We start from the raw sequence: 24,970 nt of genomic DNA, 5'->3' as shown, positions 1-24,970 counted from the left end.
GCCATGATGTGGCGGGTGATGACTTCTCCCCGGAGGAAATGCCCGCCCCGCCCCGGGCGTTGGCCGGGACATGGGGAACCGTTTCGCGGACGAGAACGTCATCCGTCGCCTCCTCGCCGAGGCGCGCACGTGGGCGTTCGTCGGACTGTCAGACAATCCCGGCCGTACGGCCTACGACCAGGCGGGCCTGCTCCAGTCGCGGGGGCGGCGGATCATCCCCGTCCACCCCGCCGCCGAGCCCGTGCTGGGCGAGCCGGGCTACGCGTCGCTGGCCGAGGTGCCGGGCAAGGTGGACGTCGTGGCCGTGTACCGCCGCTCCGAGCACGCCGGGCAGGTGATCGACGAGGCCATCGCGATGGGCGCCGGCGCGGTCTGGCTGCCCCTGGGCGTGATCGACGAGGCGGCCGGCCGGCGCGCGCTGGACGCCGGCCTCGACGTCGTCATGGACCGCTGCCCCGGGGTCGAGTGGGCCTTGCGCCGCATCGCCTGAGCATCCGGCGAGGCGCCGCCTTTCCCAGGATCCTAGGCCTGCCCGCGACGGATGACCTTGGTGGCCTGCTGACCCTCCGCCGCCGCCGGGCTCCGCGGGACCGCGGACACCAGCAGGTCGGGCGGGTCCTGGCGGTAGAAGAGGTCGATGTCGACCTCCTCACCGCCCATGATCAGCGTGTCCCACGCCCCGCTGACCAGCAGCGCGCGCAGGGTCTCCGCCTTCAGCCCGCGCAGGTGGCGGCGGAGCGTGGCGTCGTCCGGCATGCCGGGGATACGCGGGGCCAGGCGGTCGCGGATCTGCCGCAACCGGTCCATGAGCGCGTCCAGGTCGGCGTCCTCGCGCGCCTGGAGGTCGTTCCGCGCGGCGGTCTCGGCGATGCCCTGCGCGATCTGGTCCTTGATCGCCCGAGTGACGCCGTGCCCGTCGGTGGTGACCATCGCCTTCCAGGCGCGGCTCTTGTGCCGGTACTGCAGCATCGACATGGCCGCCTCGTGCCGGATGAAGTCCGCGTCCCGGAAGGGCCGGGCCCGCCAGCCCTGGCTGAGCGTCCTGGCCAGCGAGATGGCCGAGGCCAGCCCGCTGTTGAGGCCACGGCCCGGCCAGAAGTGGATGGCGTTGGCGGCGTCGCCGAGCAGGAACCCGTACGTGCCGGGCGTGGTGGCGGTGGGCGGGTGGAGCTGGGCGGTGAAGCGGGGCCGCTGCACCATGTCGAGCCGGAACGCGGTGACCGCGCTCAGGTTCTCCTCCGCCACTCCGAAGAACCGCAGCCCCTCCATCACCCGCCCCCACAGCGGCGAGCCCTTGACCAGGGCGGGCAGGAACAGCGTGCTGTGCGTCGAGCAGCGGAACTCGCCGTGCTCCGTCCGGTCCATGAGGCACGGGCTGGCGGCCACGCACTGCTCGAACACGCGCCGGACCGGGTCGATGCCGATGACCTCCTCGGCCTCGGCGTCGGTCAGCCGCATGTTGAGGAAGCCCTCGCCGCGCAGGGCGTTCAGCAGGAAGCGGTTCTGCGCCACGGTGAGCAGGACCGTCATGGGGTCCGGCAGGTCGGACTTGACCCGCAGGCCCAGCACGACGTCCCGCACGTGGTGGCCGTCGAGCGAGTAGATGGAGGTGTCGGCCTTGCCGAACTTGGCGGCGAAGTGCTCCCGGGTCCGCGACCGGCCGCCCTCGCAGATGGCCAGCACGTGGTCCCGCGCCGCGGCCTCCCGGTGCTCGCCGGCGTCGAACCGCTCCGGGACCAGCCGGATCCGGCCGGGCCGCTCGCCGGCCATCGCCAGCAGCGTGTCCTCGATGTGGGCGATGCGCAGGTTGCGCGGGCTCCGGCCGCGGATCGAGTCGGGGCCCGCCGGCCACATCTCGGTGTACGCGCCGGGGCCGAACAGCCGTGCCTGCACCTTCTCCGGCAGGTTCAGGTACTGGCGGCTCTGCACCGTCACCACCTGCTGCCGCCTGACGTTGCCCTGCTCCTTGCCCTTCCACACGACCCGGTCGCCGTCGCGCATCCAGCGGCCGTCGTACACGGTGACCGCCACCCGCTCGCCCATGAGGTGGTCGAGGAGCAGGGCGAAGCCGAGCCCGACGGGGCCGCCGCCGCTGATCGTGACGCGCAGGACCGCGGCGGGGTCCACCGCGCGCGCCGGCCGCCGGCCGATCTCCCGAATGAGCGCCGGATCCATGATCGTCTCGGCGTCGTCGGACGCCTCGAAGCGGAACACCTCGTCGCCGATCGCGATCAGGTCACCGGGCCGGAGCTCGTGCCTGGTCACCCGGACGCCGTTGACCAGGGTGCCGTTGCGGCTGCCCAGGTCGTGCAGGACGTACCGGCCCGCCTCGTGCCGCACCTCGGCGTGCGCGCGCGAGGCCCGGCCGCTGGCGATGACGATGCGGCTGTCGTTCCTGCGGCCGAAGGTCATCGGCCGGTCGTCCATCGGAAAACGCTGTCCGGACAGCGGGCCGTCACGCCCCACGATCACCGGCGGCATAGGTCACTCCCATTTCCCAGGCCTGTTGACGTAGTTGCGCCCCCAGCGTGAACCGGATCCCGGGAAACGACCGCTGAAAATTACGCACGCCGCCGATATCACCGGTGAAACAGCGGCTCGGGAAGAGGGGTCCTCCAGGCGGAGGACATCGGCCTCGTCCTGGACGCGTACCGGCGCGAGCCGCGCTCCACCTGAGCCGGTCAGTGGTGGTAGGCGTGGATCACCGCGTGACCCTTGCCCCGCCCGATGATCCACTTGTTGATGGGCGTGGTGACGAGGAAGGCCACGAGCAGCGAGAACGCCAGGGCGCCCCAGAAGAGGGCGGAGGCGAGGCCGGAGTCCATCGCGCCGGGGATGATCAGCATGATGCCGTTGTCGACGATCTCCATGACGAGGATCGACAGGGTGTCGGCGGCCAGCGCGAGCCGCAGCGCCGTACGCCACTTCAGGCCCGCGCGGAACAGGCCGCGCAGGGTGAGCGCGTAGCCGAAGACGAACGCCAGGAAGACGGCCAGCAGGATGCTGGGCAGGTCGTGCCAGCCCAGGGCGGTGGCGATCACCATGCCGAGCACCTCACCGATGGCGCACCCCGTGAGGCAGTGCAGCGTCGCGGACGCCGCCACTCCCCACGTCGCCTTCATCGGCCCGTGAGCCGCGCCTTGATGCTCGCCGTGCTGGCCCTGCTCGCCGTGCTCGCCGTGCGCGTCGGGACGAGGAGCAGAGGAGCCGTGGGCGTGCTCCGCATGCCCGGCGTGCTCGGCATGCTCGCCATGTTCACCGTGATGCATAGATCCGGACATTGCCACCTTCCAGGCAAATCATTCGCATTTAAGCGCGGCCCAACATATACCCCCACCAGGTATACATGCAATGCCGCAAGGTCTCGCCCGAGCGCGGCCGGCACACGAACGGGCCCACGGGTCAGCGCCTGTCGAGGATCTTCCGCAACTGCTCCACCCCTGCCTGCTAAGTGTGGGCGATCATCTGCCGCGCCGGCGTGCATGCCGCCCACGCCCAGAGCGCGGGCCACGAGCAGGACCGCATGCCACCCGCCATCCACGGACCAGCCGCATAGGCCCCACCACCCCCATCGTCAAGCAGCACGTCAGGACGCTCGCAAGCGTACTATCATTCATCGTAGATAATGGCAGATGGGGGGAAGGGCCGGCAGGTGGGGCGCGGCCTGGGAGAGGTGGAGTCCACGATCATGGAACGGATGTGGGCGATCAGGCGACCGGCCTCGGTACGGGACGTGCTGGAGCACCTCCAGCAGCGCCGGACCATCCTGCTCAAGCGGAGGTCAGCCGGGCGCGCCTCCATCTACGAGGCGGTGTCGTCGATGAGGCCCACACCGCCGACGTGATGCGCGAGTCCCTGGCGGGCAGCGGCAACAGGGCGGCCACGCTGGTGTACTTCCTGGAGCGACTCACCCCCGAGGAGGCCGGCGCTCTCGAGGCGGCGCTGCGGGTGTACCCACCGGGCTCCGCGCCCGCCGCGAACGACGGCGGCACGCCGACGCCCTGCCCCTTCTCGGGAGACATGACCACGAGCTCGACGCGATGGTGGTCGAGTACGAGGAGCGCCTGGCGTACTGCCTGCCCGGCCGGAAGGGGCACGCGGTCATCACCACCGGGGCGCTGCGCTCGCTCCCGCGCAGGTCGCCGCGGTGCTCGCGAACGAGCAGGCGCATCCGCCCGGCCGGCACCACCTGGTGCCGGCCGGCGCCGAGGCGCCGGCGCGGGCGTTCCCTCGGCTCCCGCTGTTCGAGCAGGCGCGGGTGGAGGTAGGGCGGCTGGTCGAGCTGCTGGCCGACGACGTGGCGGCACGCCGTCACCAGCGCGTCCACCTCGCGGCCGCGCTGGTCGGCCTCGCGACGGGGAGCTTCGTCGCGGTGTTCACTGGTTCGCCACTTCGTAACCGGCCTCCTCGACCGCGGCGACGATCTTCGCCGCGTCGACGGGGCCGTCACTGTCCACGGTCAGCAGGCCGGTCGCCAGGTCCACCTCGACGCCGGTGACACCGGCCACCTCGCCGACCTCCTCCTTGACCGAGCTGACGCAGTGACCGCAGGTCATGCCCTTGACGGTGTAGGTGGCGGTGCTCATATCGATCTCTCCTTCAATCCGCGGGTCAGTCAGGAACGAGGGTCAGCCGCTCGCATAAAGACCATACCCCCCTATGGTATTGCCAGCAACCGCGGGGCGACGTGACCGGGCGAGCATCTTCGCCGACTGCCACGCACGCCCGGGACAGAGCTCCCGATCCCCGCCGTGCCCCTGGGCCTTGATGGCGGAGGGCCCGGGTTGCGATCTCATATTTCCAACTGGCAATATGAGCACGTGAGCGCCTATGCAGCCCTGGCCGAGCCGCACCGCAGGCAGATTCTCGACCTGCTGCGTGAAGGCGAGCGGCCGGCCGGAGAGCTGGTGAAACGCCTTGATCTCAGCCAGCCCGGCGTGTCCAAGCACCTCAAGGTGTTGCGCGAGGCCGGACTCGTCGTGGTTCGCACGGAGGGCAAGCAGCGCATGTACTCGCTGCGCCCGGAGCCCCTTGCCGAGGTCGACCAGTGGCTGGCGCCCTATCGGGCGCTCTGGTCCAAACGCCTCGACGCCCTGGAACGACACCTGGAGGAAAACCCATGACCGACGGAACCCTGGAAACGATCGACGGCCGCCCTGCGCTGCGCTTCGAGCGCACGCTCCCCTACCCGGTCGAGCGCGTGTGGCGAGCCGTCAGCGTCCCGGCGGAGCTCGAACGCTGGTTCCCGGCCGCCGCCGAATGGACCCCTGCGGCGGGCGAGACCATCGAGGCCGCCGGCGGGACCGGCGAGGTGACCGAGGTCGACCCGCCCCACCGCCTGGCCTGGACCTTCGCCGGCCAGTCCTACAGCTTCGAGCTGACCCCTCACGGGGACGGCTGCCGCCTGGTGTTCACGCACGTCATCGACGACCGCGGCCTGTCCGCGCAGACCGCGGCCGGCTGGGAGGCCTACCTCTCGCGGCTCGAGCCCCATCTCGCCGGCAAGCCCGTGTCCGAGATGGATGCGCACGGGCAGTGGGAGGAGGTCCACGAACGCTACGCCGCGCGCTTCGGGGTCGACCCGGCGCCGGGCCGGCGCTTCGCGGCCGCGCTGCGCGGGGAGAACGGCGACGCCTGAGCGTTCCTGGGCGGCCCGAAGGACCTTCGCCAGTACGGCTTCGGGACCTTCGTCCTTTCGGCGCCACCGCCGCTTCGGTAGCGTCGAACGTATGATTCGTGTGTTTCTCCTCGACGATCACGAGGTCGTCCGCCGTGGTGTCGCCGCCCTGCTGGACTCGGAGGACGACATCGAGGTGATCGGCGAGGCGGGCACGGCCGAATCCGCGGTCGCGCGCATCCCGGCGCTCATGCCCGACGTGGCGGTGCTGGACGTGCGGCTGCCCGACGGCAACGGCGTGGACGTCTGCCGCGAGGTGCGCTCGCGGGTGCCGGGGCTGGCATGCCTGATGCTGACCTCGTACGCCGACGACGACGCCCTGTTCGACGCGGTCATGGCCGGCGCCGCCGGCTACGTGCTCAAGCAGATCCACGGCTCGGACCTGGTCGGCGCCGTGCGCACGGTCGCCTCCGGCCAGTCGCTGCTCGACCCTCAGACCACCGCCGCCATGCTGCAGCGGCTGCGCGACCAGGCCGCCAGGAAGGACCCGCTCGCCGCGCTGACCGAGCAGGAGCGGCAGATCCTCGACCTCATCGGGGAAGGGCTGACCAACCGGCAGATCGGCGAGCGCATGTTCCTGGCCGAGAAAACGGTCAAGAACTACGTCTCCAACCTGCTGTCCAAGCTCGACATGCAACGCCGCACCCAGGCCGCCGCCCTGGCGGCGCGGCTACGCGCCGACCGCAGGCGGTGACCGCCCGCTCCTGAACGGTTCGAAGGAACCGGGCCACCGTCGTGGGGCGGGACGGCCACGCCTGTGCGGGACGAGGTCACCGCCCCGCGTGCGTGCCCTCAGCGGCTGTCGCCGGCATCCGTCGGCACAGCGTCGTCGGCCACCTGGGCGGCCGTGACGGCGACGGTGGTGACGATGTCGGCCACCGTGGCGCCGCGGGACAGGTCGTTGACCGGCTTGCGCAGCCCCTGCAGCACCGGCCCGACCGCGACGGCCCCGGCGCTGCGCTGGACGCCCTTGTACAGGGTGTTGCCGGTGTTGAGGTCGGGCACCACGAAGACCGTGGCGCGCCCGGCCACCCGGCTGTCGGGCATCTTGGCCTGTGCCACGGTGGGGTCGATCGCGGCGTCGTACTGGATCGGCCCCTCCACCTGGAGGTCCGGGCGGCGCTCGCGGACCAGTTCGGTGGCGGCGCGGACCTTGTCGACGTCGGCGCCGGCGCCCGAGGCGCCCGTCGAGTACGACAGCATGGCGATCCTCGGCTCGACGCCGAACAGCGCCGCCGTGCCGGCCGAGGCGATCGCGATGTCGGCGAGCTGCTCGGCGCTCGGATCCGGGTTGACCGCGCAGTCGCCGTAGACCAGCACCCGATCGGCCAGGCACATGAAGAACACGCTGGAGACCAGGCCCAGGCGCAGGATCTCGAACGCGGGCCTGATCGTGTGCGCGGTGGTGTGCGCCGCGCCCGACACCATGCCGTCGGCCATCCCGGTGTGCACCATGAGCGTGCCGAAGTAGGAGACGTCGGTGACGGTGTCGCGGGCCAGCTCGACGTTCATGCCCTTGTGCGCCCGGGCGGCGGCGTACTCGCGGGCGAACCGCTCGCGCAGCTCCGGGTCGAACGGGCTGAGCACCCGGGCGTCGTCCAGGTCGAGGCCGAGCTGGGCGGCCTGGACCCGGATGCGTTCCTCGTCGCCGAGCAGGGTGAGCTCGGCGACGCCGCGGCGCAGCAGGATGTCGGCCGCGCGCAGGATGCGCGGCTCCTCGCCCTCGGGCAGCACGATGTGCCTGCGGCGGGCGCGGGCCCGGTCCAGCAGCTCGTACTCGAACATGAGCGGCGTGACGACGTCGGTCTTGGCGATGTCCAGCCGCTCCAGCAGCAGTGCGCCGTCCACGTGCTCGGCGAACAGCCGCACCGCCGTGTCGATCTTACCGCCGGCCTCGGGCGTGAACCGGCCCTCCACCGTCGACAGGCGGGTCGCGGTGTCGAAGGTGTCGTGGTCGGTGGCGATCACCGGCAGGGGGATCGTCATGCCGCGCAGCAGGCGTTCGACGGGGGCGGGCAGGTCGGTGCCGCCGGTGAGCAGCACGGCCGACAGGGCGGGGAACCCCGGCGACGTGTGCGCCGCGATCAGGCCGGGCAGCAGCGCGGCGGCCCGGTCGGACGGGATGATCACCGCCGCGCCCTCGGTGAGGCGGTCCAGGATGCCGGGCAGCGACATCGCGCCCACCATCAGCGCGCTCGCCTCCCGGCCGAGCCCGTCGCGCTCGCCCAGGAAGAACCGGCCGTCGCAGGCGTCCAGCAGGTCGGCCACCGTCGGCGCGCGCAGCGAGGGGGTCTCCGGCAGCACGAACACGGGCGTCGGATGCGCGATCGCGAGCCGCTCGGCCGCGCGGGTGACCACGACCGCGAGCTCGCGGGCGTGGTGGTGGGCCAGTTCCCTGGCCGACAGCTCGACCGCCGCGGCGATCTGCGCGGCCGTCCGGCCCCTGCCGCTCACCACGTTGACCACGGGCGTGCCCAGGTCGGCGGCCAGCCGGGCGTTGAACCCGAACTCCGTGGGCGCGCCCACGTCGGTGTAGTCGGTGCCGACCACCACCACCGCGTCACACCGCCCGGCCAGCTCGCGGAAGCGGGCTACGACGTCCCCCGCCGCCCGCTCGACGTCGGCGTGCACGTCGTCATAGGTGACGCCCGCGTACGCCTCGTAGGGCAGGGCGAGCTGGAATCGGCTGCGGATGGTGTTGATCAGGGCGTCCGCGCGGCCGGCACGTACCACCGGGCGGAACACGCCCACGGTCTCCACCTGCCGGGACAGCAGCTCCACCAGGCCCAGCGCGACGGTCCCCTTGTTGCTTCCCGCCTCACCCGCGGCGACGTACACAGCACGTGTCATGTCCCTCATTGTTCTCGCCTCCGGCGGTCCCCTCATCGCAGGGTCCGGGCCAGGCGCGGGGCTTCGGCACGCAGGGCCTAGGCTCGTGGGCATGGCCGACCCCATCCTCGTCCTGAACACGGGATCCTCCTCGATCAAGTACGAGCTCGTGGACCCGCACACCCGCGAACGTTCGGCCAAGGGCCTGGTCGAGCGGATCGGGCAGGAGCAGGGGCGGCTGACGCACCGCAGCGGGGACGGGCCGCCGTACGTCCGTGACCGCGCCTTCGCCGATCACGGCGAGGGGCTGGCGGCGATGATGGAGGCGTTCGCGGCGGCGGGGCCGGAGCTGGCCCCGGTCGCGGTGGGGCATCGGGTGGTGCACGGCGGCGACCGGTTCGCCGAGGCCGTGCTGATCGACGACTCGGTGGTCGCCGCCATCGAGGAGCTGGCGCCGCTCGCGCCCCTGCACAACCCGGTCAACCTCACCGGCATCCGGCTCGCCCGCAAGGTGTTCCCCGACGTGCCGCAGGTCGCCGTGTTCGACACCGCGTTCCATCGCACGCTGCCGCCGGAGGCGTACACGTACGCGGTGCCGGGCGAGTGGCGCGAGCTGGGCGTGCGGCGCTTCGGCTTCCACGGCACGTCCTGCGCCTACGTCTCCCGCCGCGCCGCGGCGTTCCTCGGCCGGGACCTCGCCGGGCTCGACCTGATCGTGCTGCACCTGGGCAACGGCGCCAGCGCCACCGCGATCTCCGGCGGCCGCAGCGTCGACACCTCCATGGGCATGACGCCGCTGGAGGGGCTGGTCATGGGCACCCGCTCGGGCGACGTGGACCCCGCCCTCGCCGGCTACCTCGCCCGGACGGGCGGCCTCGACGCCGAGCAGGTGGAGCACGGGCTCAGCCACCGGGGCGGCCTGCTGGCGCTCACCGGATCCAGCGACATGCGCGAGGTGCGCGCCCGCTCCCGTGACGACGACGGTGCCCGGCTGGCCCTGCGGATCTACACCAGGCGCATCCGCAAGTACGTCGGCGCCTACCACGCGCTGCTCGGCCGGGTGGACGCCATCGTGTTCACCGGCGGCGTGGGCGAGCACGACGCCGCCACCCGCGCCGAGTCGCTGGCGGGGCTGGAGCGGCTCGGCATCGCCGTGGACGCCGCGCTCAACGAGACGGCCTCGGGCGGGGAGCGCGCGGTGTCCCCGGCAGGGGCGGAGGTGCCCGTCCTGGTCATCCCCACCGACGAGGAGTGGGAGATCGCCGCCCAGACCCTCGCGCGGCTGGCCGGCCCGCCTGCCCCTTCCGCCGGGTGACGGGGCCGGTGCGGGGGCGGTCCGGGCTGGCTCGGGTAGGGGTGCGGCGGGCATAGCATGGCTTGGTGGGGTCGTTGTGGCCGGTGTGCCGCTCACGCGGCGGGCACCGTTCCCGGTGATCATTCGTGCGGTCGCCATCATGAGATGCCCTGCGCCGTCCCTTGATCCGCCGCTGTGCCAGGAGTGTGCATGAGCAACCGCCTCACCGCCACGATGATCAACCAGGCGGCCGAACGGTTGCGGCCGGTGATCCGCCGTACCGCGCTGGAGCCGAATGAGCGGCTGTCCGGCCTGCTCGGCGGCCGGGTGCTGCTCAAGCGCGAGGACGCGCAGGTCTGCCGGTCCTACAAGGTGCGCGGCGCGTTCAACCTGATCGCCTCGCTCACGCAGGAGGAACGGCGGCGCGGCGTGGTCTGCGCGAGCGCGGGCAACCACGGGCAGGGCGTCGCGTTCGCCTGCGCGCGCCTGGGGATCAGCGGCCGCGTGTACGTCCCGTCCACCACGCCGCGGCAGAAGCGCGAGCGCATCGCGGCGCTCGGCGGCGACCGGGTGGAGATCGTGGTCGGCGGCGGCACCTACGACGAGGCGAGCAGCGCCGCGCACGACGACAGCGAGCGCACCGGCGCGGTCTACGTGCATCCGTTCGACGACGTCAGGACGATGGCCGGGCAGGGCACGGTGGGCCTGGAGATCCTGGAGCAGTCCGGGGAGCGGCCGGGCACCGTGGTCGTCCCGGTCGGCGGGGGCGGGCTGATCAGCGGCCTGGCCGTCTGGCTGCGCGAGCACTCCCCCGGCACCCGCATCGTCGGCGCCGAGCCGGCCGGAGCGGCCAGCATGCGTGCCGCGCTCGACCACGGCGGCCCTCTCGCCCTGCCCGAGCTGGACACCTTCGTGGACGGTGCCGCCGTCGGCAGGGTCGGAGACGCCACGTTCCCCCTGGTCAAGGAGCTGGTCGACGAGGTCGTCGCGGTCGATGAGGGCGCGATCTGCACCGAGATGCTGGATCTGTACCAGACCGACGGCATCATCGCCGAGCCCGCCGGTGCCCTCGCGGGCGCGGCGGCCCGCGAGGTTCTGCCCTACGCCCCGGCGGGGCCGGTGGTGTGCGTGGTGTCGGGCGGGAACAACGACGTCAGCCGGTACAACGAGGTGCTGGAGCGCTCCCTCGTGCACATCGGGCTGAGGCACTACTTCCTGGTGACCTTCCCGCAGCGCCCCGGCGCCCTGCGCCACTTCCTGGACGAGGTGCTGGGCGAGGGCCAGGACATCATCGCCTTCGAGTACATCAAGAAGAACAACCGCGAGACCGGCCCGGCCCTCGTCGGCATCGAGCTGGAACGGGCGGGCGACCTCGACGATCTCCTGTTCAGGATGAAGGCCGGCCCGCTGGCGGTGGAGCGCATCCCGCCGGGCTCGCCGCTGTTCACGTTCATCCTCTGACGGCCGTGGCCGGCGGGGCCGCGGCGTCGAGGAGGGCTTGGAACAGGCGCGCGGGGTCCTCGGCGATCCGGTTGCAGACGTAGAGCCACCACTCGGTGCCGAACACGACGTACTCGCGGACCGGGTGCCCGCCGTCCTGTGCCGCGCGCAGCCGCTCCGTGCCGAGGCCGAGCAGCATCTCGAACTCGTAGTGGCGGGCGCCGGCCGGCAGGCGCGCGGTCAGCTCGCCGATGAGGTCCGCGTCGTGGGTGGCGATCGAGCACGGGTGGCCGCTGTCCAGCAGGGTCGTGGCCTGGTCGAGGAAGGCGGTGCGCAGGGCGGCGCCGCCGCGCGGGTGGGCGATCGTCTCGGGTTCCAGGTAGGAGCCCTTGACCAGGCGGATGCGTCCGGGACGGCCGAGCAGCGCGGGCAGGTCGTCGGCGGTCCTGTGCAGCCGTGCCTGCACGGTGACGCCGACGTGGTCGAAGCGCTCGCACAACCGCTCGTGCGTCCACAGGATGAGGTCGGTTCGGCCCGACCCCTCCATGGAGATCATCATCTCCTGGCCGGCGGCGGCCGTCGCGGCGGCGAGCCGGGTGGCGTTCCTGAGGCCGAGGTCGGGGTCCACGACGGAGCCGATGTGCGAGAGGTCGAGCGAGATGGAGCAGTTCAGCCGGCGGGCGGCGACCTCGCGTGCGAGCTCGGCGAACACCTCGGTCTCGGCCGTGGCGCGGGCGGCGTCGCGGCAGCTCTCCCCCATGTAGTCGATGGTGGCGGCCTGTCCTCGGGCGTTGATGCGGGCGACCCGGTCGAGCGCCTCGGCCGCGGTTCGCCCGCCCACGTAGCGTTCGGCCACCCGCCAGGCCAGGCTGCGCAGGGCGGGGTCGGACGCGACCCGCTCCTTGAGGTCCTCGTCAAGAGCCAGGGCGCGCATCGTGTCGGCCGCCTGATCCAGCAACGTCATGATCATCCTTTCGTCGCACCCGGACTCTATCACCAACAGATATTTTTTTAGAAGGCCGGATCCGTCACGCCCCGCGGCTGTAGAGCCGGAGCGCGATCGGCGCGAGCACGACCGTCATGACGCCCGAGATCCCGAGGACGAGCAGTACGTCCCCCGCGTCCGGGACGCCGCCGAGCAGGCCGCGCGCCGCCTCGACCAGGAGCGTCACCGGGTTGACGGTCACGAACTCCCGCACCCAGGCCGGCATGGTCCCCGGCGGCGCGAACGCCGAGCTCACGAACGTCAGCGGGAAAAGAATCATGGTGGATGCCCCCATGACGGCGGCGGGCGTCCGCACGGTGAGGCCGACGATCAGCCACAGCCAGCTCAGCGCGAAGCAGAAGACCAGGAGCAGCGCGACGGCCCCGGCGAGGCCCCCGAGCCCGCCGGGCGCGCGATATCCGATCAGCGTCGCGATGCCGAGCACGAACGCGGAGGCGATGCCGTAGCGCAGCGTGTCGCCGAGCAGCGCGCCGACGAGCGGCGCGGGCCGCCAGATCGGCTGCGAGCGGAAGCGGTCGAACGTGCCCTGCCCGATGTCGGTGTTGAGCGTCACGGCCGTGTACATCGTCATGAAGACGATCGTCTGGGCGAGGATTCCCGGCAGGGCGTAGCTCAGGTACGCCTCCGGCGATCCGATCATCGCCCCGCCGAACACGTACGTGAACATCAGCGTGAACATGATCGGGAACAGCGTGGCGTCGAGGAGCTGCTCCGGCACGTGCCTGATCTTCAGCAGGACGCGCCAGGCGAAGGTCAGCGTCGCGCCGAGCGGGCCGGCGCCCCTGCCCGGTGGTGGCGCGCCGGCGACGGCGGAGACGAGCCGGGTGTCGAGCGCGGGGCGTTCGGCCGCCTGGTGGATGGTCACGTCGATGCCTCCTCGCGGCCCGGCGCGGCGGCGTCGGCCGGTTTGCCGGTGAGAGCCAGGAACACCTCGTCCAGGCTCGGCTGGGCCAGCGCGTACTCGCCGATGCCGAGCCCGCGCCCGGTGACGGCCGCCAGCGCGCTCGCGACCGCGGACGGTTCGTGCACCCGCAGGGAGAGCGCGGCGGGATCCGGCTCCAGGACGGGATCCGCGCCGAGCAGCTGCGCCAGGAGGCGGGCGACCTCCGGGCGGTCGGCGCTGTCGGTGACCCGCACGCGCAGCGCGCCCGCGCCGACCAGCGCCTTGAGCCGGCCGCTCGTGCCCTCGGCGATGACGCGGCCGTGGTCGACGACGGCGATGCGGTCGGCGAGCTGATCGGCCTCCTCCAGGTACTGCGTGGTGAGCAGGACGGTGGTGCCGGCGCCGACGAGCGCCCGCACGCTCTGCCACACCTGGCCGCGGGTACGCGGATCAAGGCCGGTCGTCGGCTCGTCGAGCATCAGCAGGGCCGGGCGGACGACGAGGGAGCCCGCGATGTCGAGCCGGCGCCGCATGCCGCCGGAGTACGTCTTCACCGCCCGCCTGGCGGCCGGGGCCAGGTCGAAGGCCTCCAGCAGGCCGGTGGCGCGCTTCCCGGCCGCCCTGCCCCGGTGCCCGCGCAGGCGGGCGAGCAGGATGAGGTTCTCCAGCCCGGTCAGGTCCTCGTCCAGGGAGGCGAACTGCCCGGTGAGCGCCAGCAGGGCCCTGACCCGGGCCGCCTCGGTGGCGACGTCGTGGCCCAGCACGCGAGCGGCGCCGCCGTCGGGACGGATCAGCGTGGCGATCATCCGGATCAGGGTGGTCTTGCCCGCCCCGTTGGGCCCGAGCACGGAGTACACGCACCCGGCGGGCACCGCGAGGTCGACGCCGTCCACCGCCCGGGTGGCGCCGAAGACCTTGACCAGGCCGCGGGTCTCGATCGCCCAGGTCTCCTGGCTCATGCCGCGGGGCCTTCCCCGCGCAGCCGGAACGCCGGCCTTCCGATCAGTGATGTCATGCAGGCAGCGTGCCCCGGCGCCGTGGCCGCGGTCTTGAAGGAAGGTTCAGGCGGCGGGCGCCCGCGCCCAGGCGACGCTGTCGACCGTCCACAGCGGGTCGGCGGCGATCGCGCCCGGGGTGCGGCCGGCGAACCGCAGCACCTCGCGGTGGAGGTGCGACTGGTCGGCGTAGCCGAGCTCCGCGGCGACCTCGGCGACGCCGGCGGCCGTGCCGAGCCGGCGAAGCGCCAGGTCGAACCGGACGATCGTCGCCGCCCGCTTCGGCGAGACACCGATCTGCGACTTGAACCGGCTCCAGAAGCGTGTGCGGCTCCAGCCGTACAGGCCGGGCAGGTCACCGATCAGCACCCGCCCGTGGCCGGCCCTGATCCGCCGCCAGGCGTCGGCCACCTCGGGGTCGAGGCGGGCCGTGGAACGGCGCCGCCGGGCGAGCGCGGCGCGGACCAGCGCGAACCGGTCGTCCCAGGACCGCGTCTCGATCAGCCGTGCGCGCAGCCGGGCGGCGTCGCGCCCCCAGACCTCGGCCAGGTCCAGCGGCGCGCCGTTGAGCTCGGCCGGCTGCACGCCGAGCAGGCCTGGCGCGGCCGGCGGATCCACCTGGAGCTCGACGCAGTCGATGGCGCGGCCGGCCATCCTGACGGCCGCCGGGGCGATGCCGGCGACGAGGCCGCCCTCGATGGCGCCGCTGCCGAAGGGCTCGAGGCTGCCAGGCGTGCAGTCGATCACGATCGCGATCGCCGGACCGGGGGGAACGCGCTCCTCGAACGTCCCGCCGGAGCGATCGCGGAAGCCGGCCATCCTGACGCCGGGGACCGCGTGCGCCGCGCTGGGGGCCGCCACCTCCCAGCCGCCGTGGGCCCGCGGCTCCGGCCCGGTGTCGTCGGCTCTCATGCACGCGAGCCTAACCCGTGCGCGTCCGTGAACCGGAGCGGCGTGAACCGGAGCGGCCTCCCGCCCGACTGAGCCAGGTGACGGAAGGACGAACCCGAGAAGGAGGCAACGGCCATGGTCGAGCGAGGAGCGATCGCGGACACGCGGGCGGGCGGGGTCCTGGCATGAAGGCGCTGGAGGCCGACGGGCTGGGCAAGCGGTACCGCACGCGCTGGGCGCTGCGCGAGGCCACGTTCGAGCTGCCCGCCGGGGCCCGGTGCGCGCTGGTCGGGCCGAACGGGGCGGGCAAGACCACGCTGCTGAACCTGGTGACCGGGCTGCTGGCGCCCACCACCGGCCGGGTCCGCGTCCTCGGCCGGCCGCTGGAGGTGTCCAGGGTGGCGTTCGTGGCGCAGGACAAGCCGCTGTACCGGCGGTGGAGCGTGGCCGACCTGCTGCGTTTCGGCGCCGCGACCAACCCTCGCTGGGACCGGCACGCCGCCACCTCGTTCCTGCACGACCACGACATCCCCGTCCAGGAGCGGGCCGATCGCCTGTCCGGCGGGCAGCGCACCCTGGTGGCGCTCGCCCTGGCCGCCGGCAAGCGGGCCGACCTGCTGGTGCTGGACGAGCCGCTGGCCGAGCTGGATCCGCTGGCGCGCGTGCAGGTGATGGACGCGGTGCGCGCGCTGCGGACCACCGTCCTGCTGTCGTCGCACATCCTCGCCGACCTGGCCGGGGTGTGCGATCACCTGATCCTGCTCGGCGCCGGCCGGATCCGGCTGTGCGGCACCTTCACCGACCTGCTGGCCTCCCGCCCGGACACCACCATGGAGGACCTCGTGCTCGACCACCTGCGCAACCCCGGGCCCGCCCGATGACCGGGCCTGTCGCGGGGCCGCTGTGGGCGGCCTGGCGGGGGCAGCGCGCCCAGGCCGCCGCGATCGCCGCCGTCGTGCTGATGTACGGGCTGGCCGCCGCCGTGGAGCGGGCGGAGCCCGGCCTGTCCGGGCTGACCCGGCAACTGGCCGGGCTGCTGCCGGGGGCGGTCTGCCTGGTGTGGGGCGCGCCGCTGATCTCCCGCGAGTTCGAGACGGGAACGTACAGGCTCGCCTGGACGCAGAGCTTGACGCGCGGCCGCTGGCTGGCCGCGGTCGTGGCCGTCCCGGTGGCCGGCGCGCTGGCCGCGGCGGCGGTGCCGGCCGCGCTGCTGGCCTGGGCGGTGCCCGCCGCCGGGGGCGATCCGATGGCCTGGCCGTACTACGAGAGCCACGGCCCGGTACCGTTCGCCCGGGTGCTGTTCGCCCTGCTGCTCGGCGTCGCGATCGGCGCCGTGACCAGGCACACCCGCATCGCCATGCCGCTGTCCGTCCTGCTGGTGGGCCTCGGCCAGCTCGCGGGGCGGGCGCTGCGGGGCCGTCTCGACCTGCCCTACTGGCCGGCGCAGTGGATCGAGACGGCCGCCTGTCTCGTCCTCGCGCTGCTCCTGGCCGGCGTCGCCCTCCTGGCGATCCGGCGGCGCGCCTGAACGGCGCCGGATCCCGGGCGGGCGCGGTGGCGGCGCCGTCGCACGCCGGGCGTGGCCTTGGAGCAGCAGGAACGGCGTGCCGTCCAGCACCAGTACGAGGTCCGTGGCTGCCCTCGGGCTCCCGGGTGAAGCCGCCGCGCTTGGCACTGCGCGAGCGGGGTAGCGAGCGGCCATGGCAGCCGACGTCATCACCCTCATCAAGGCCGACCACCGCAAGGTGGAGGAGCTGTTCGCCAAGCTGGCCAGCGGCAGGGGCGACCCGCGGGCCATCGTGGCCGCGCTGCACGCCCTGCTCACCGCGCACGCCCGGGCCGAGGAGGACGTGGTCTACCCCCGCCTCGACGCCCACCACGGCCTGGAGCAGCACAAGGAGGCCGAGGTACTGCTGGACAGCCTGAAGCGGGCCCAGCCCGGCGGCACGGAGTTCACGAGCGCCCACGCGCTGCTGGCTCTCACGGTGAGCCATCACGTGCAGGAGGAGGAGAGCACCCTCCTGCCGCTGCTGGCCCGCACGGCGAGCGAGCGAGAGCTGCGCGACCTGGGCCGGACGTTCCGGCAACGCCGGCAGCAGGAGCTGCGCGCGCTGACCACCCCCAGGAAGGCCCGCACGGCCTCCCCCAGGAAGGCCCGCGCGACCTCCGACGGCGGCCACCTCACCAAGACGGAGCTGTACGAGCGGGCCCGCAAGGCCGACATCCCCGGGCGCTCCCGCATGAGCAAGGAGGAGCTCGAGAAGGCCCTGGCCAAGACCCGTTCCTGAGACCTTCGCCCCAGCTCGAGCACGATCCACCCGGCAGCGGCCCCGACGGCGAGCAGCTCTGGACGGTCCGGCACGGCGCTGGAGCGGTTCCTCCAGGCCGACCGCGGTGCAGGATCGAGCTCGCGATCCGAGCGGCCCGGGCTGCCGGGCCTCGCTGCCGGGGGAAAAGGGTGAGACGGCGCCCTGGCGTCCGTGCCAGCATCTCGATCATGGCTGAGTACGAGACGAGCGACGAGACCCTGGCCGCCATCGCCGCCCGGCACGGTGTCGCCGCCGAGCAGGTGCGGCCCCTGCCCGAAGGGGTGGCCAACCGCGTCTTCCTGCTCGGGGACGACCTGGTCCTGCGTATCCCGCGGGCCGAGCGGTTCCTGCCGGACCTGGTCAAGGAGGCCGCGGTCATCCCGGTCGCGCTGCGGGCCGGCGTGCGTACCGCGGAGGTCGTCGCCTTCGACGGCACCTGCTCGGAGGTGGGCGTGCCGTACATGGTGCTCACCCGGACGCGGGGGGTGGATCTCACCCGGCTCGACCCGCGCTCGGCAGGGCTGGCCGGGGTGCTCCGGCAGGTGGGGCGGGAGCTGGCCAAGCTGCACCGGCTGTCCCCGCCGGCCCCTTCAGCCCGGCTCGGCCACGCGGCGGCGTCGGCCTCGTCCACCCCTTCGGCCCTCGCCGCCGTGCCGGTGGACGACGGCGGGGCGGACCCGTGGGCGCTCACCGGCCGGCTGGTCGAGGAAGGCTGGATCGACGCCGAGGCCGGCCGGTGGCTCGGCGGCTGGTTCGACCGCCTCTCGGCGCACCTGCCGGCGAACCCGCCGCCGGCCCTGATCCACGGCGACATCGCGCCGCAGAACCTGCTCGTCCACTCCGGGACGGCCCGGCTCGGCGGGATCGTCGACTGGGGCGACGCCGCCTGGGCCGACCCCGCCGCCGACTTCGCCAAGATGCCGCTCGAATGCGTCCCCGCCATGCTCGACGGCTACCGGGAGGAGACCCCGGCGGGCGCGCCGGCCTGGGAGGCCCGGGTGCTCTGGTTCCACCTCGCCTGGGCGCTGGGCCGCCTGGCCGCTCCGGTGCCGCGCCCTGGCGAACGCCACTGGACCGCCCCTCCGGCCGGCCGCCTCCTGGGCCTGCTCCGCTTCTTCGCCTCGTCACCGCCGGCCCCCTGGGCCGAACTGGCCTGCCCGGCCGCCTCGGCTCAGGCATGAGGTACGCCGGGGCCTCGGCGCCGGGCGGGCCGCTCCGGCGCGGTGGCGAGCCGTTCACCGGCCAGGGGCAGTCGGACGATCGTTCAGCCCGGTGTGCGAGGCTGGAGTCGTGATCGACACGCGAACCGTGGTCCTGGTCGAGGGAGCCAGCGACAAGTCGGCCATCGAGACGTTGGCCCGGCGCCGGGGCCTTGACCTGGCCGCCGAGGGCATCTCCCTCGTGGCGATGGGCGGCGCCACCAACATCGGGACCTACGTCGGCGAGCTCGGCCCCTCCGGCCGCCGGCTCCGGCTGGCCGGCCTGTGCGACGCCCGGGAGGAGGGCGACTTCCGCAGGGCCCTGGAGCGCGCCGGCCTCGGCTCCGGGATGGGCCCGGGCGACCTGGAGAAGCTCGGGTTCTTCGTGTGCGTCGCCGACCTGGAGGACGAGCTGATCCGCGCCCTCGGCACCGACGCGGTCGAGCGTGTCGTCGACGCCGAGGGCGAGCTCGGCTCCTTCCGCACGATGCAGATGCAGCCCGCATGGCGCGGAAGGGCCGCTCACGACCAGTTGCGCCGGTTCATGGGAGCGGGGAGCGGGCGGAAGATCCGCTACTCCAGCCTGCTCGTCGCGGCACTCGACCTCGATCGGGTGCCGAGGCCGCTGGACCTGCTGCTGGCCCACCTGCTCGACGGCCGGGGAGGGTGAGCCGGAGCCCTCGGGCTCGGGCCGGGCGGGTCAGGCGTGGCCGGCCTGCGTGAGGTGGAGCTGGGCGTACCGGCCGCCGGCCGCCAGGAGCTCGTCGTGCGTGCCCTGCTCGACGACGCGGCCGCGGTCGAGCACGACGATCCGGTCGGCTTGCCGCACGGTGGACAGGCGGTGCGCGACGACGAGGGTCGTCCGCCCCCGCATGAGGCGGGCGAGCGCGTCCTTGACCAGCTCCTCGGACTCGGAATCCAGCGCGGAGGTCGCCTCGTCCAGCAGCAGGATCCGCGGATCGCGGACGAGCGCGCGGGCGATCGCGAGCCGCTGCCGCTGGCCGCCGGACAGGCGCGCGCCCCGCTCGCCCACGACCGTGTCCCAGCCGTTCGGCTGGTCCTGGACGAACGACCACGCGTTGGCGTCGCGCAGCGCCTGGACGATCCGCTCGTCGGGGACCTCCGGCAGCCCGTAGGCGATGTTCTCCCGGATGGTGCCCTCGAACAGCACGGACTCCTGCGGGACGACCGAGACGAAGCGGCGCACGGTACGCAGGTCGAGCTCCTGGATGTCGGCGCCGTCGAGCAGGATGCGGCCACCGGTCGGCCGCACGAAGCCGAGCACCAGGTTGAGCAGCGTCGACTTGCCCGAGCCGGACGAGCCGACGAACGCGACGGTGGTCCCCGAGGGGATGTCGAGGTCGATGCCGTGCAGGGCGTCCTCGTCCGCTCCCGGGTAGCGGTGCGACGCGCGCTCCAGCCGGATCGTGCCGTCCACGGCGGCGACGACCCGCTTGCCCTCGTTCTGCTCCAGGTCGGGCTCCTGGATGACCTCGGCGATCGACCGGATCGACTCCACGCCGCGCGCGGCGACCGGGATGAGCAGGAGCAACTGGGTGAGCCCCTGCGTGAGCAGCGCGAAGTAGCTCGACAGCAGCACCACCTCGCCCGCGGTGATCGGGAGGAACCCCGTGAGGGAGAACACCGCGGCCAGCACCAGGCAGCCGACCCCCAGCAGCTGCATCGTCACCCAGGACAGGGAGGCGACGTGCCCGTTGAGCATGTCCAGGTGCAGGCCGGCCCTGCGGACGCCGTCGGCGCCGTAGGCGACGCGCGTGACCGCGGTCTCCTCCAGGCCGTGCGCGCGGGTGACGGGAATCAGGGACGCCATCTCGCCGACCCGGGCGGCCAGCCCCTCCATCTCGCGGCGCAGGGCCTCGTTGCGGCGGCGCGAACGCCTGCCGAGCGCGGTGCGCAGCACGAGCGCGATCGGGACGGTGAGCGCGTAGACGGGCAGGAACTGCGGCACGGCGATCGCGGTCATCGAGATCGCGCCGATGAGCACCATGGTCGCCGACAGCAGCGGATGGGTCACCTGCTGGAGCATGAGCTCCACGTTCTCGACGTCGCGCACGACCTTGTTCTGCACGATCGACGAGCTCATGCGGGTGTGGTAGCCGATCGACAGGCTCTGCAGCCGCGCGGCCAGCGCGTTGCGCAGGTCGGCGCCGATGTCGCGGACGACCGTCATGAAGCTGCGCGTGTACAGGATGTGGTTCGGATAGTTCTGCAGCAGCAGGACGCCCGCGAGCGCGAACCACCACAGGACGGCGGTCAGGGACCCGCGGTCGGCGACGACGTCGATGATCGCGGCGGTGATGACGGGGAGGAACCAGAGCGGGATCTCCTTCAACGCGAACGCCAGGAGCGCGAGTGACATGCGGCCGGGCCGGCGGGCGAGCAGCCGGGCGACGGATCGGGCCGGGTGGGCGCCGTCGATCAGAGCGGAGACGTGGGAGGGAGGTTTCACTGCGAGGGTGTCCTTTCTCGCCGTCACGATCGACGACGTGACGGCGAGGATCATGCAACCACACCCTCCCCCGCCGACCTGGACCGGCCAGGCGGTTCAGACACCTGCCCAGGCGAGGTGGACGGCACTCGCCCCGGCTCTCAGCGCCTCGTCCGGGAGGACGACGGGCTCAGCGCTCGGTCAACGCCAGCTTCGCGCCGAGGGCCACGAAGGCGGCGCCGAAGCCGCGCCGCAGCCACGTCAGCACCTTGGGCCGGGAGATCACCTGGTTCCTGACGGCGGCGGCGCACAGCCCGTACCCGGCGAAGACCACGAACGTCAGCAGCATGAACACGGCGCTGAGCTCCAGCATGCGCGCCACCGCGGTCTGCTCGCCCGCGCTGACGAACTGCGGCAGGAACGCGAAGAAGAAGATCGACAGCTTGGGGTTGAGTATGTTGACCAGCACGCCGTCGGTGATCACGCGCAGCGCGGGGCGCGGCTCGGCCTTCCCCTCGACGTTCAGCGCGCCGCGCTCGCGCAGGGTGTTCCAGGCCATGTACAGCAGGTACGCGACGCCCGCGTACTTGATGACCTGGAAGGCGACGGCGCTGGCGTGCAGGAGGGCGGCCAGGCCGGTGACGGCGGCGGCCATGTGCGGGACGATGCCGAGCGTGCAGCCGAACGCGGCCACGACCCCGGCCCGGCCGCCGCGGGTGAGCCCGGCCGCGAGCGTGTAGAGCACGCCCGTGCCGGGGGTGGCGACGATGACGAGCGAGGTCAGCAGGAACTCGATGCTCACGGAGGGCAGCCCTTTCCGGGGGGTCGGTGTCCCCCGGAGCCAACCACCCTCCACCTTCTATGTCAATGTTGATTTGATTTAGATGGTGATGGAGGCCAGGCGTCGCCCCAGTCCACGTCGCGGGCCTGGCGGTAGAGCTCGCCCTGCCGCTTGGAGACGATCACGTCGCGCAGGCCGTCGCCGTCGGTGCACAGGCGCAGCGAGACCACGCCCTTGCGTTTGTGCGGGTGACGCAGGACGCGGGCGGCGGGGCGCGGCCAGGAGCCGGTGATGGCGGCCACGTACGAGAACTTCTCGTCCTCGAAGCTGAGCGTGCCCGCCTTGATGCGGCGGTGCAGGGACGTCCGGGGCAGGCGTACCGAGAAGTGGCACCAGTCGCGCCCCTGCTGGATCGGGCAGGCGCCGTCGTGCGGGCAGGGGGCGACGATCGTGCGGCCCTGGGCGGCGAGGACGTCTCGGGCCGCGGCGACGGTGGCGTGGCCCGCCGGGGTGCCCGGCTCGATGATGATCACCATGGCGGCCTGCTGGGCCAGCCAGGTGACGACGCCCGGACGGTCGGGCTCGGGGAGCTCGCCCAGGGCGTACGACATGGTGACCAGGTCGGCGGCGGGCCGGTCGAGGCCCGCGCTGATGGACGCCTGACGCCAGGTCGCGCCACGCAGCGGCTCCGGGCCACCCCTGGCCAGGCGGCGGCCCAGGTCGATGATGTGCGCGTCGTGCTCGACGACGGTGATCCGCTCGATGGACGGCCAGATCCCGGCCGCGGCCCAGATCGCCGCGCCGGTGCCACCTCCGGCGTCGAAGTGGCTGGTGGGCTCGAAGCCGGGGGTCAGCGTCGCCGCCTGGCGCATGGCGGTGGAAGCGGCGGCGTACGTGGCGGGCATGCGGTAGGCCGCGTAGGCGGCGATGTCGGCGCGCGAGCGCAGGTGGTTGCCGCCGGTGGAGACGCCGGCGACGCGGTAGCGCTCGGTGAGCCGGGTCACCGAGTCCGACAGCTCCTGGGGCGAGAAGCGGGCCACGGCCTGGTCGAGGGCGGTTCTGAGGTCATCGGGGAGCATGGCTGGGGTTCACCTGACGCGCGGGGGTGGGGAGAAGGGGCGAGGTCTGGACATGGCTTGGAGAGGTCCGCGCCGGGCGCGCGGACATGAAGGCACGCAAAGGGACTCCTCGAAGGGAAGGGGAAACGGTCGGTTATGCGAACGACCGCTTCAGACGAGGAGCATTCGCCGCCGGACGGGCACGCCGGACGGGCACGCCTGCATGCGTGCAGCGGCGACCGGCTGACCGGCTAGAGCGTGCGGCGCCCTCGCCATGAAGCGGTGGCACAGACCTTGGCGAGGCGCATACGAACCCCCATCAATCGCGCGAAGACAACCGTGGACATTATCGGCCATGCGGCGCGGTCGGCGGTATCACCCTCTGCCTGCGGCGCCCTACGGCGGTGGCGCCCAGCGGGAGGTGTCCCCCTCCCGTTCAGGGTGTCACCCGCCGGCGGCCTGGCAGCCGGTGCGGAAGAGCCGCCAGAAGGCCAGCGCCGCCTCCTCGGCGGACCCCCCGTCCGCGACCCAGTGCGCGATCACCCCAACCAGGGCGCCGGCCAGGTACGCGGCGTGCATGTCCACCGGCACGTCATCCCATCCGGAGGGCCGCCGGCCATCGGCGAAGCGCTGCGCGAGCTCGGCCGTCAGGCGCTCGCGCATCCGGGCGCCGAAGCGCGCGCTGCCGTGGGACCCGAGCATGCGCCGGTACATCCCGGCGTTGACGGCCACGTGCTCGAACAGCTCCACCAGCGGGCCGGGCGCCTGATCGCGGGGCGCGTCGAGCGGGCACAGGGCGGCGGCCCTGGCGACGGCCGCGACGGCGTCCTCCATGGCGTCGGTGACCAGCGAGTCGACGTCGGGATAGTGCAGGTAGACCGTCGCCCGGTTCACCTCGGCGCGCTTGGCCAGCGCGGACATCGTGATGGTGGCGAGCTCCTGCTGCAGGGCCAGCTCCAGCACGGCCGCCTTGAGACGGGCGCGGGTGCGCTGGGCGCGTGGATCATCGGGGTTCACGCCACCCACTATACGACAGCCATCGCTTATGCGACATGTGTTGACTATTCAACATTTGTCGCATACTTTGGCGGCATGAGAGTGGAGATTTGGGCGGACGTCGTCTGCGGATGGGCTCACATCGGGAAGCGCCGACTGGAGAAGGCGCTGGCCTCCTGGGAGGGGGAGCCGGTCGAGGTGGTCTGGCGGCCGTACCAGATCGATCCGTCGGCGCCCGCGCGGGCCGTCCCTATGGCGGAGCTGCTGCGGGACCCGATGGCCGACGAGGCCCTGCGCGCCTGCGCGCCCGGGCTGTCCCCCATGGAGAACCGGGCGCGGGTGGCCGAGGTGGCCGCCGCCGAAGGGCTCGGCGAGCAGTGGGGCTCCGGATGGCGGGCCGGCACGCTGGAGGCGCACCGGCTGATCGCGCTGGCGTACGAGAAGGGCGGGGCCGAGCTGCAGGACCGCGTGGTGGAGCGGGTGCTGCGGGCACATTTCGTGGACGTGCAGGACATCAGCGACCTCGCCGTCCTGACCGCCATCGCCGCCGAGGCGGGGCTGGCCGAGGAGGCCGGCTACACCGGCGAGTCCGCCCTGGAGACCCTCCCGGGGGCCGAGCTGGTGCGCGAGCTGCTGCTCGTCGGCAAGGCCAAGGGCGTGCGGACCTCGCCGACGATCGTGGCGAACGGGCTCGCGCTGGAGGGCGCGCAGCCGCCGGAGGCGCTGCGGGAGTTCCTGGAGGACGCCGCGCGGCACACGCCCCGGCAGCTGCCCGCCGAGGTGGAGCGGCTGCGGTACGCGGAGTCGCTGCTCGACCAGCGCGACCCCCTCGGCACGCTGACGTTGCTGCGTCCGCTGATGGAGGAGCACGGCGACGACCCGGGCGTGCGGCTGCTGGCGGCGCGGGCGTACTTCGCCTCGGCCCAGCTCAACCGGGCGCGCACGGCACTGGAGTCCCTGGTCGCCGAGTCACCGGACGACTCCTACGCCCGCCACCTGCTGGGCCGCACCCTCCAGCGCCAGGGGCGGCACGAGGAGGCCGCCTCCCACCTCACCCTGGCCGCCGTCATGACCCCGGACTACGGGAACGACTGACCCTCGTGGCGGCCCGCGCCTTGGCGGAACGGGCCCAGGCACGGCGGCAGGCGACCGCTCACCTGCCG

General features: G+C 73.1%; 25 protein-coding genes. 13 read left to right on the top strand and 12 right to left on the bottom strand.

The features are described from left to right. Positions 1–70 precede the first annotated feature (70 nt). Positions 71–490, top strand: a complete 420-nt coding sequence (locus ACBJ32_RS05390; RefSeq protein ID WP_375125696.1) for a CoA-binding protein — start codon at positions 71–73, stop codon at positions 488–490. A gap of 32 nt (positions 491–522) precedes the next feature. Here ACBJ32_RS05390 and ACBJ32_RS05385 read toward each other — a convergent pair whose 3' ends face one another. After that, positions 523–2,481, bottom strand: a complete 1,959-nt coding sequence (locus ACBJ32_RS05385; protein WP_375125695.1) for an FHA domain-containing protein — start codon at positions 2,479–2,481, stop codon at positions 523–525. Positions 2,482–2,681: 200 nt separating this feature from the next. Beyond that, complete coding sequence (locus ACBJ32_RS05380) at positions 2,682–3,269, bottom strand: DUF4396 domain-containing protein (protein WP_375125694.1); 588 nt, start codon at positions 3,267–3,269, stop codon at positions 2,682–2,684. Positions 3,270–3,625: 356 nt separating this feature from the next. Between ACBJ32_RS05380 and ACBJ32_RS05375 the strand changes: the two genes are divergently transcribed. Continuing rightward, positions 3,626–3,844: a hypothetical protein gene (locus ACBJ32_RS05375; protein ID WP_375125693.1), complete on the top strand. Its 219-nt coding sequence runs from the start codon at positions 3,626–3,628 to the stop codon at positions 3,842–3,844. A gap of 532 nt (positions 3,845–4,376) precedes the next feature. Here the strand turns inward: ACBJ32_RS05375 and ACBJ32_RS05370 are convergent. Next, positions 4,377–4,586 carry a heavy-metal-associated domain-containing protein gene (locus ACBJ32_RS05370; protein ID WP_375125692.1) on the bottom strand — a complete coding sequence of 70 codons (210 nt, stop codon included), beginning with the start codon at positions 4,584–4,586 and terminating at the stop codon, positions 4,377–4,379. A gap of 234 nt (positions 4,587–4,820) precedes the next feature. Here ACBJ32_RS05370 and ACBJ32_RS05365 point away from each other — a divergent pair, with 234 nt between their 5' ends. The 3 genes from ACBJ32_RS05365 (at position 4,821) to ACBJ32_RS05355 (ending at position 6,371) form a co-directional block, all read left to right on the top strand. After that, on the top strand, positions 4,821–5,123 hold the full coding sequence (locus tag ACBJ32_RS05365; protein ID WP_375125691.1) for an ArsR/SmtB family transcription factor: 303 nt from the start codon (positions 4,821–4,823) through the stop codon (positions 5,121–5,123). After that, entirely contained in the window at positions 5,120–5,638 is a 519-nt protein-coding gene (locus ACBJ32_RS05360; protein WP_375125690.1) for an SRPBCC family protein, read from the top strand. The genes ACBJ32_RS05365 and ACBJ32_RS05360 overlap by 4 nt, the downstream gene beginning before the upstream one ends. Positions 5,639–5,729: 91 nt before the next feature. After that, the gene (locus ACBJ32_RS05355; protein WP_375125689.1) at positions 5,730–6,371 is read left to right on the top strand and encodes a response regulator; all 642 of its coding nucleotides are present in this window, start codon (positions 5,730–5,732) and stop codon (positions 6,369–6,371) included. A 98-nt stretch (positions 6,372–6,469) separates the two neighbouring features. On the opposite strand, the gene pta is transcribed toward ACBJ32_RS05355, so the two are convergent. Beyond that, entirely contained in the window at positions 6,470–8,527 is a 2,058-nt protein-coding gene (gene pta / locus ACBJ32_RS05350) for a phosphate acetyltransferase (RefSeq protein WP_375125688.1), read from the bottom strand. 91 nt (positions 8,528–8,618) lie between these two features. Between pta and ACBJ32_RS05345 the strand changes: the two genes are divergently transcribed. Both ACBJ32_RS05345 and ilvA read left to right on the top strand, forming a co-directional pair. Further along, on the top strand, positions 8,619–9,821 hold the full coding sequence (locus ACBJ32_RS05345) for an acetate/propionate family kinase (RefSeq protein WP_375125687.1): 1,203 nt from the start codon (positions 8,619–8,621) through the stop codon (positions 9,819–9,821). Between the two features lie 189 nt (positions 9,822–10,010). Further along, positions 10,011–11,261 (top strand): threonine ammonia-lyase IlvA, encoded by a 1,251-nt coding sequence (gene ilvA / locus ACBJ32_RS05340; protein WP_375125686.1) that lies wholly within the window; start codon positions 10,011–10,013, stop codon positions 11,259–11,261. Here the strand turns inward: ilvA and ACBJ32_RS05335 are convergent. The 4 genes from ACBJ32_RS05335 to ACBJ32_RS05320 all read right to left on the bottom strand — a co-directional run bounded on the left by ACBJ32_RS05335 (position 11,251) and on the right by ACBJ32_RS05320 (position 15,036). After that, on the bottom strand, positions 11,251–12,204 hold the full coding sequence (locus ACBJ32_RS05335) for a proline dehydrogenase family protein (protein ID WP_375125685.1): 954 nt from the start codon (positions 12,202–12,204) through the stop codon (positions 11,251–11,253). The genes ilvA and ACBJ32_RS05335 overlap by 11 nt on opposite strands. Before the next feature lie 64 nt (positions 12,205–12,268). Continuing rightward, complete coding sequence (locus tag ACBJ32_RS05330) at positions 12,269–13,111, bottom strand: ABC transporter permease (RefSeq protein WP_375125684.1); 843 nt, start codon at positions 13,109–13,111, stop codon at positions 12,269–12,271. After that, the gene (locus ACBJ32_RS05325) at positions 13,108–14,088 is read right to left on the bottom strand and encodes an ATP-binding cassette domain-containing protein (protein ID WP_375125683.1); all 981 of its coding nucleotides are present in this window, start codon (positions 14,086–14,088) and stop codon (positions 13,108–13,110) included. Before ACBJ32_RS05325 ends, ACBJ32_RS05330 begins: the two co-directional genes overlap by 4 nt. 102 nt (positions 14,089–14,190) lie before the next feature. Then, positions 14,191–15,036, bottom strand: coding sequence for a helix-turn-helix domain-containing protein (locus ACBJ32_RS05320; RefSeq protein WP_375125682.1), 846 nt, complete (start codon positions 15,034–15,036; stop codon positions 14,191–14,193). A 164-nt stretch (positions 15,037–15,200) separates the two neighbouring features. On the opposite strand from ACBJ32_RS05320, the gene ACBJ32_RS05315 reads away from it, so the two are divergent. The 5 genes from ACBJ32_RS05315 to ACBJ32_RS05295 all read left to right on the top strand — a co-directional run bounded on the left by ACBJ32_RS05315 (position 15,201) and on the right by ACBJ32_RS05295 (position 19,193). Further along, complete coding sequence (locus tag ACBJ32_RS05315; RefSeq protein ID WP_375125681.1) at positions 15,201–15,896, top strand: ABC transporter ATP-binding protein; 696 nt, start codon at positions 15,201–15,203, stop codon at positions 15,894–15,896. After that, a complete protein-coding gene (locus ACBJ32_RS05310) occupies positions 15,893–16,543 on the top strand; it encodes a hypothetical protein (protein WP_375125680.1) in 651 nt (216 codons plus the stop codon). The genes ACBJ32_RS05315 and ACBJ32_RS05310 overlap by 4 nt, the downstream gene beginning before the upstream one ends. 172 nt (positions 16,544–16,715) lie before the next feature. Further along, positions 16,716–17,303: a hemerythrin domain-containing protein gene (locus ACBJ32_RS05305; RefSeq protein WP_375125679.1), complete on the top strand. Its 588-nt coding sequence runs from the start codon at positions 16,716–16,718 to the stop codon at positions 17,301–17,303. A gap of 209 nt (positions 17,304–17,512) precedes the next feature. Continuing rightward, a complete protein-coding gene (locus ACBJ32_RS05300; protein ID WP_375125678.1) occupies positions 17,513–18,505 on the top strand; it encodes a phosphotransferase family protein in 993 nt (330 codons plus the stop codon). 109 nt (positions 18,506–18,614) lie between these two features. Then, positions 18,615–19,193 (top strand): TOPRIM nucleotidyl transferase/hydrolase domain-containing protein, encoded by a 579-nt coding sequence (locus tag ACBJ32_RS05295; RefSeq protein WP_375125677.1) that lies wholly within the window; start codon positions 18,615–18,617, stop codon positions 19,191–19,193. Between the two features lie 30 nt (positions 19,194–19,223). Here ACBJ32_RS05295 and ACBJ32_RS05290 read toward each other — a convergent pair whose 3' ends face one another. From ACBJ32_RS05290 to ACBJ32_RS05275, 4 genes are all read right to left on the bottom strand, one after another. Next, the gene (locus tag ACBJ32_RS05290) at positions 19,224–21,047 is read right to left on the bottom strand and encodes an ABC transporter ATP-binding protein (RefSeq protein ID WP_375125676.1); all 1,824 of its coding nucleotides are present in this window, start codon (positions 21,045–21,047) and stop codon (positions 19,224–19,226) included. Positions 21,048–21,162: 115 nt separating this feature from the next. Then, positions 21,163–21,774, bottom strand: a complete 612-nt coding sequence (locus ACBJ32_RS05285) for a LysE family translocator (RefSeq protein ID WP_357881303.1) — start codon at positions 21,772–21,774, stop codon at positions 21,163–21,165. A gap of 62 nt (positions 21,775–21,836) precedes the next feature. Continuing rightward, positions 21,837–22,832: a small ribosomal subunit Rsm22 family protein gene (locus ACBJ32_RS05280; RefSeq protein WP_375125675.1), complete on the bottom strand. Its 996-nt coding sequence runs from the start codon at positions 22,830–22,832 to the stop codon at positions 21,837–21,839. A gap of 423 nt (positions 22,833–23,255) precedes the next feature. Beyond that, positions 23,256–23,828 carry a TetR/AcrR family transcriptional regulator gene (locus ACBJ32_RS05275; protein ID WP_375125674.1) on the bottom strand — a complete coding sequence of 191 codons (573 nt, stop codon included), beginning with the start codon at positions 23,826–23,828 and terminating at the stop codon, positions 23,256–23,258. Positions 23,829–23,903: 75 nt separating this feature from the next. On the opposite strand from ACBJ32_RS05275, the gene ACBJ32_RS05270 reads away from it, so the two are divergent. After that, entirely contained in the window at positions 23,904–24,902 is a 999-nt protein-coding gene (locus ACBJ32_RS05270; RefSeq protein ID WP_375125673.1) for a DsbA family protein, read from the top strand. Positions 24,903–24,970 lie beyond the last annotated feature (68 nt).

It is taken from the genome of Nonomuraea sp. GTA35 (assembly GCF_041950525.1).
GTDB lineage: Bacteria > Actinomycetota > Actinomycetes > Streptosporangiales > Streptosporangiaceae > Nonomuraea.
Note: the sequence above shows the minus strand (reverse complement) of the source record. Positions and strands in the feature narration are given on the sequence as shown.

What these genes read in the sequence shown, in the direction of transcription:
- ACBJ32_RS05390 (WP_375125696.1), top strand. Translation starts at nt 71, where the DNA reads ATGGGGAACCGTTTCGCGGACGAGAACGTCATCCGTCGCCTCCTCGCC.
- ACBJ32_RS05385 (WP_375125695.1), bottom strand. Translation starts at nt 2,481, where the DNA reads ATGCCGCCGGTGATCGTGGGGCGTGACGGCCCGCTGTCCGGACAGCGT.
- ACBJ32_RS05380 (WP_375125694.1), bottom strand. Translation starts at nt 3,269, where the DNA reads ATGCATCACGGTGAACATGGCGAGCATGCCGAGCACGCCGGGCATGCG.
- ACBJ32_RS05375 (WP_375125693.1), top strand. Translation starts at nt 3,626, where the DNA reads ATGGCAGATGGGGGGAAGGGCCGGCAGGTGGGGCGCGGCCTGGGAGAG.
- ACBJ32_RS05370 (WP_375125692.1), bottom strand. Translation starts at nt 4,586, where the DNA reads ATGAGCACCGCCACCTACACCGTCAAGGGCATGACCTGCGGTCACTGC.
- ACBJ32_RS05360 (WP_375125690.1), top strand. Translation starts at nt 5,120, where the DNA reads ATGACCGACGGAACCCTGGAAACGATCGACGGCCGCCCTGCGCTGCGC.
- ACBJ32_RS05355 (WP_375125689.1), top strand. Translation starts at nt 5,730, where the DNA reads ATGATTCGTGTGTTTCTCCTCGACGATCACGAGGTCGTCCGCCGTGGT.
- pta (WP_375125688.1), bottom strand. Translation starts at nt 8,527, where the DNA reads ATGACACGTGCTGTGTACGTCGCCGCGGGTGAGGCGGGAAGCAACAAG.
- ACBJ32_RS05345 (WP_375125687.1), top strand. Translation starts at nt 8,619, where the DNA reads ATGGCCGACCCCATCCTCGTCCTGAACACGGGATCCTCCTCGATCAAG.
- ilvA (WP_375125686.1), top strand. Translation starts at nt 10,011, where the DNA reads ATGAGCAACCGCCTCACCGCCACGATGATCAACCAGGCGGCCGAACGG.
- ACBJ32_RS05335 (WP_375125685.1), bottom strand. Translation starts at nt 12,204, where the DNA reads ATGACGTTGCTGGATCAGGCGGCCGACACGATGCGCGCCCTGGCTCTT.
- ACBJ32_RS05325 (WP_375125683.1), bottom strand. Translation starts at nt 14,088, where the DNA reads ATGAGCCAGGAGACCTGGGCGATCGAGACCCGCGGCCTGGTCAAGGTC.
- ACBJ32_RS05320 (WP_375125682.1), bottom strand. Translation starts at nt 15,036, where the DNA reads ATGAGAGCCGACGACACCGGGCCGGAGCCGCGGGCCCACGGCGGCTGG.
- ACBJ32_RS05315 (WP_375125681.1), top strand. Translation starts at nt 15,201, where the DNA reads ATGAAGGCGCTGGAGGCCGACGGGCTGGGCAAGCGGTACCGCACGCGC.
- ACBJ32_RS05310 (WP_375125680.1), top strand. Translation starts at nt 15,893, where the DNA reads ATGACCGGGCCTGTCGCGGGGCCGCTGTGGGCGGCCTGGCGGGGGCAG.
- ACBJ32_RS05305 (WP_375125679.1), top strand. Translation starts at nt 16,716, where the DNA reads ATGGCAGCCGACGTCATCACCCTCATCAAGGCCGACCACCGCAAGGTG.
- ACBJ32_RS05300 (WP_375125678.1), top strand. Translation starts at nt 17,513, where the DNA reads ATGGCTGAGTACGAGACGAGCGACGAGACCCTGGCCGCCATCGCCGCC.
- ACBJ32_RS05290 (WP_375125676.1), bottom strand. Translation starts at nt 21,047, where the DNA reads ATGATCCTCGCCGTCACGTCGTCGATCGTGACGGCGAGAAAGGACACC.
- ACBJ32_RS05280 (WP_375125675.1), bottom strand. Translation starts at nt 22,832, where the DNA reads ATGCTCCCCGATGACCTCAGAACCGCCCTCGACCAGGCCGTGGCCCGC.
- ACBJ32_RS05270 (WP_375125673.1), top strand. Translation starts at nt 23,904, where the DNA reads ATGAGAGTGGAGATTTGGGCGGACGTCGTCTGCGGATGGGCTCACATC.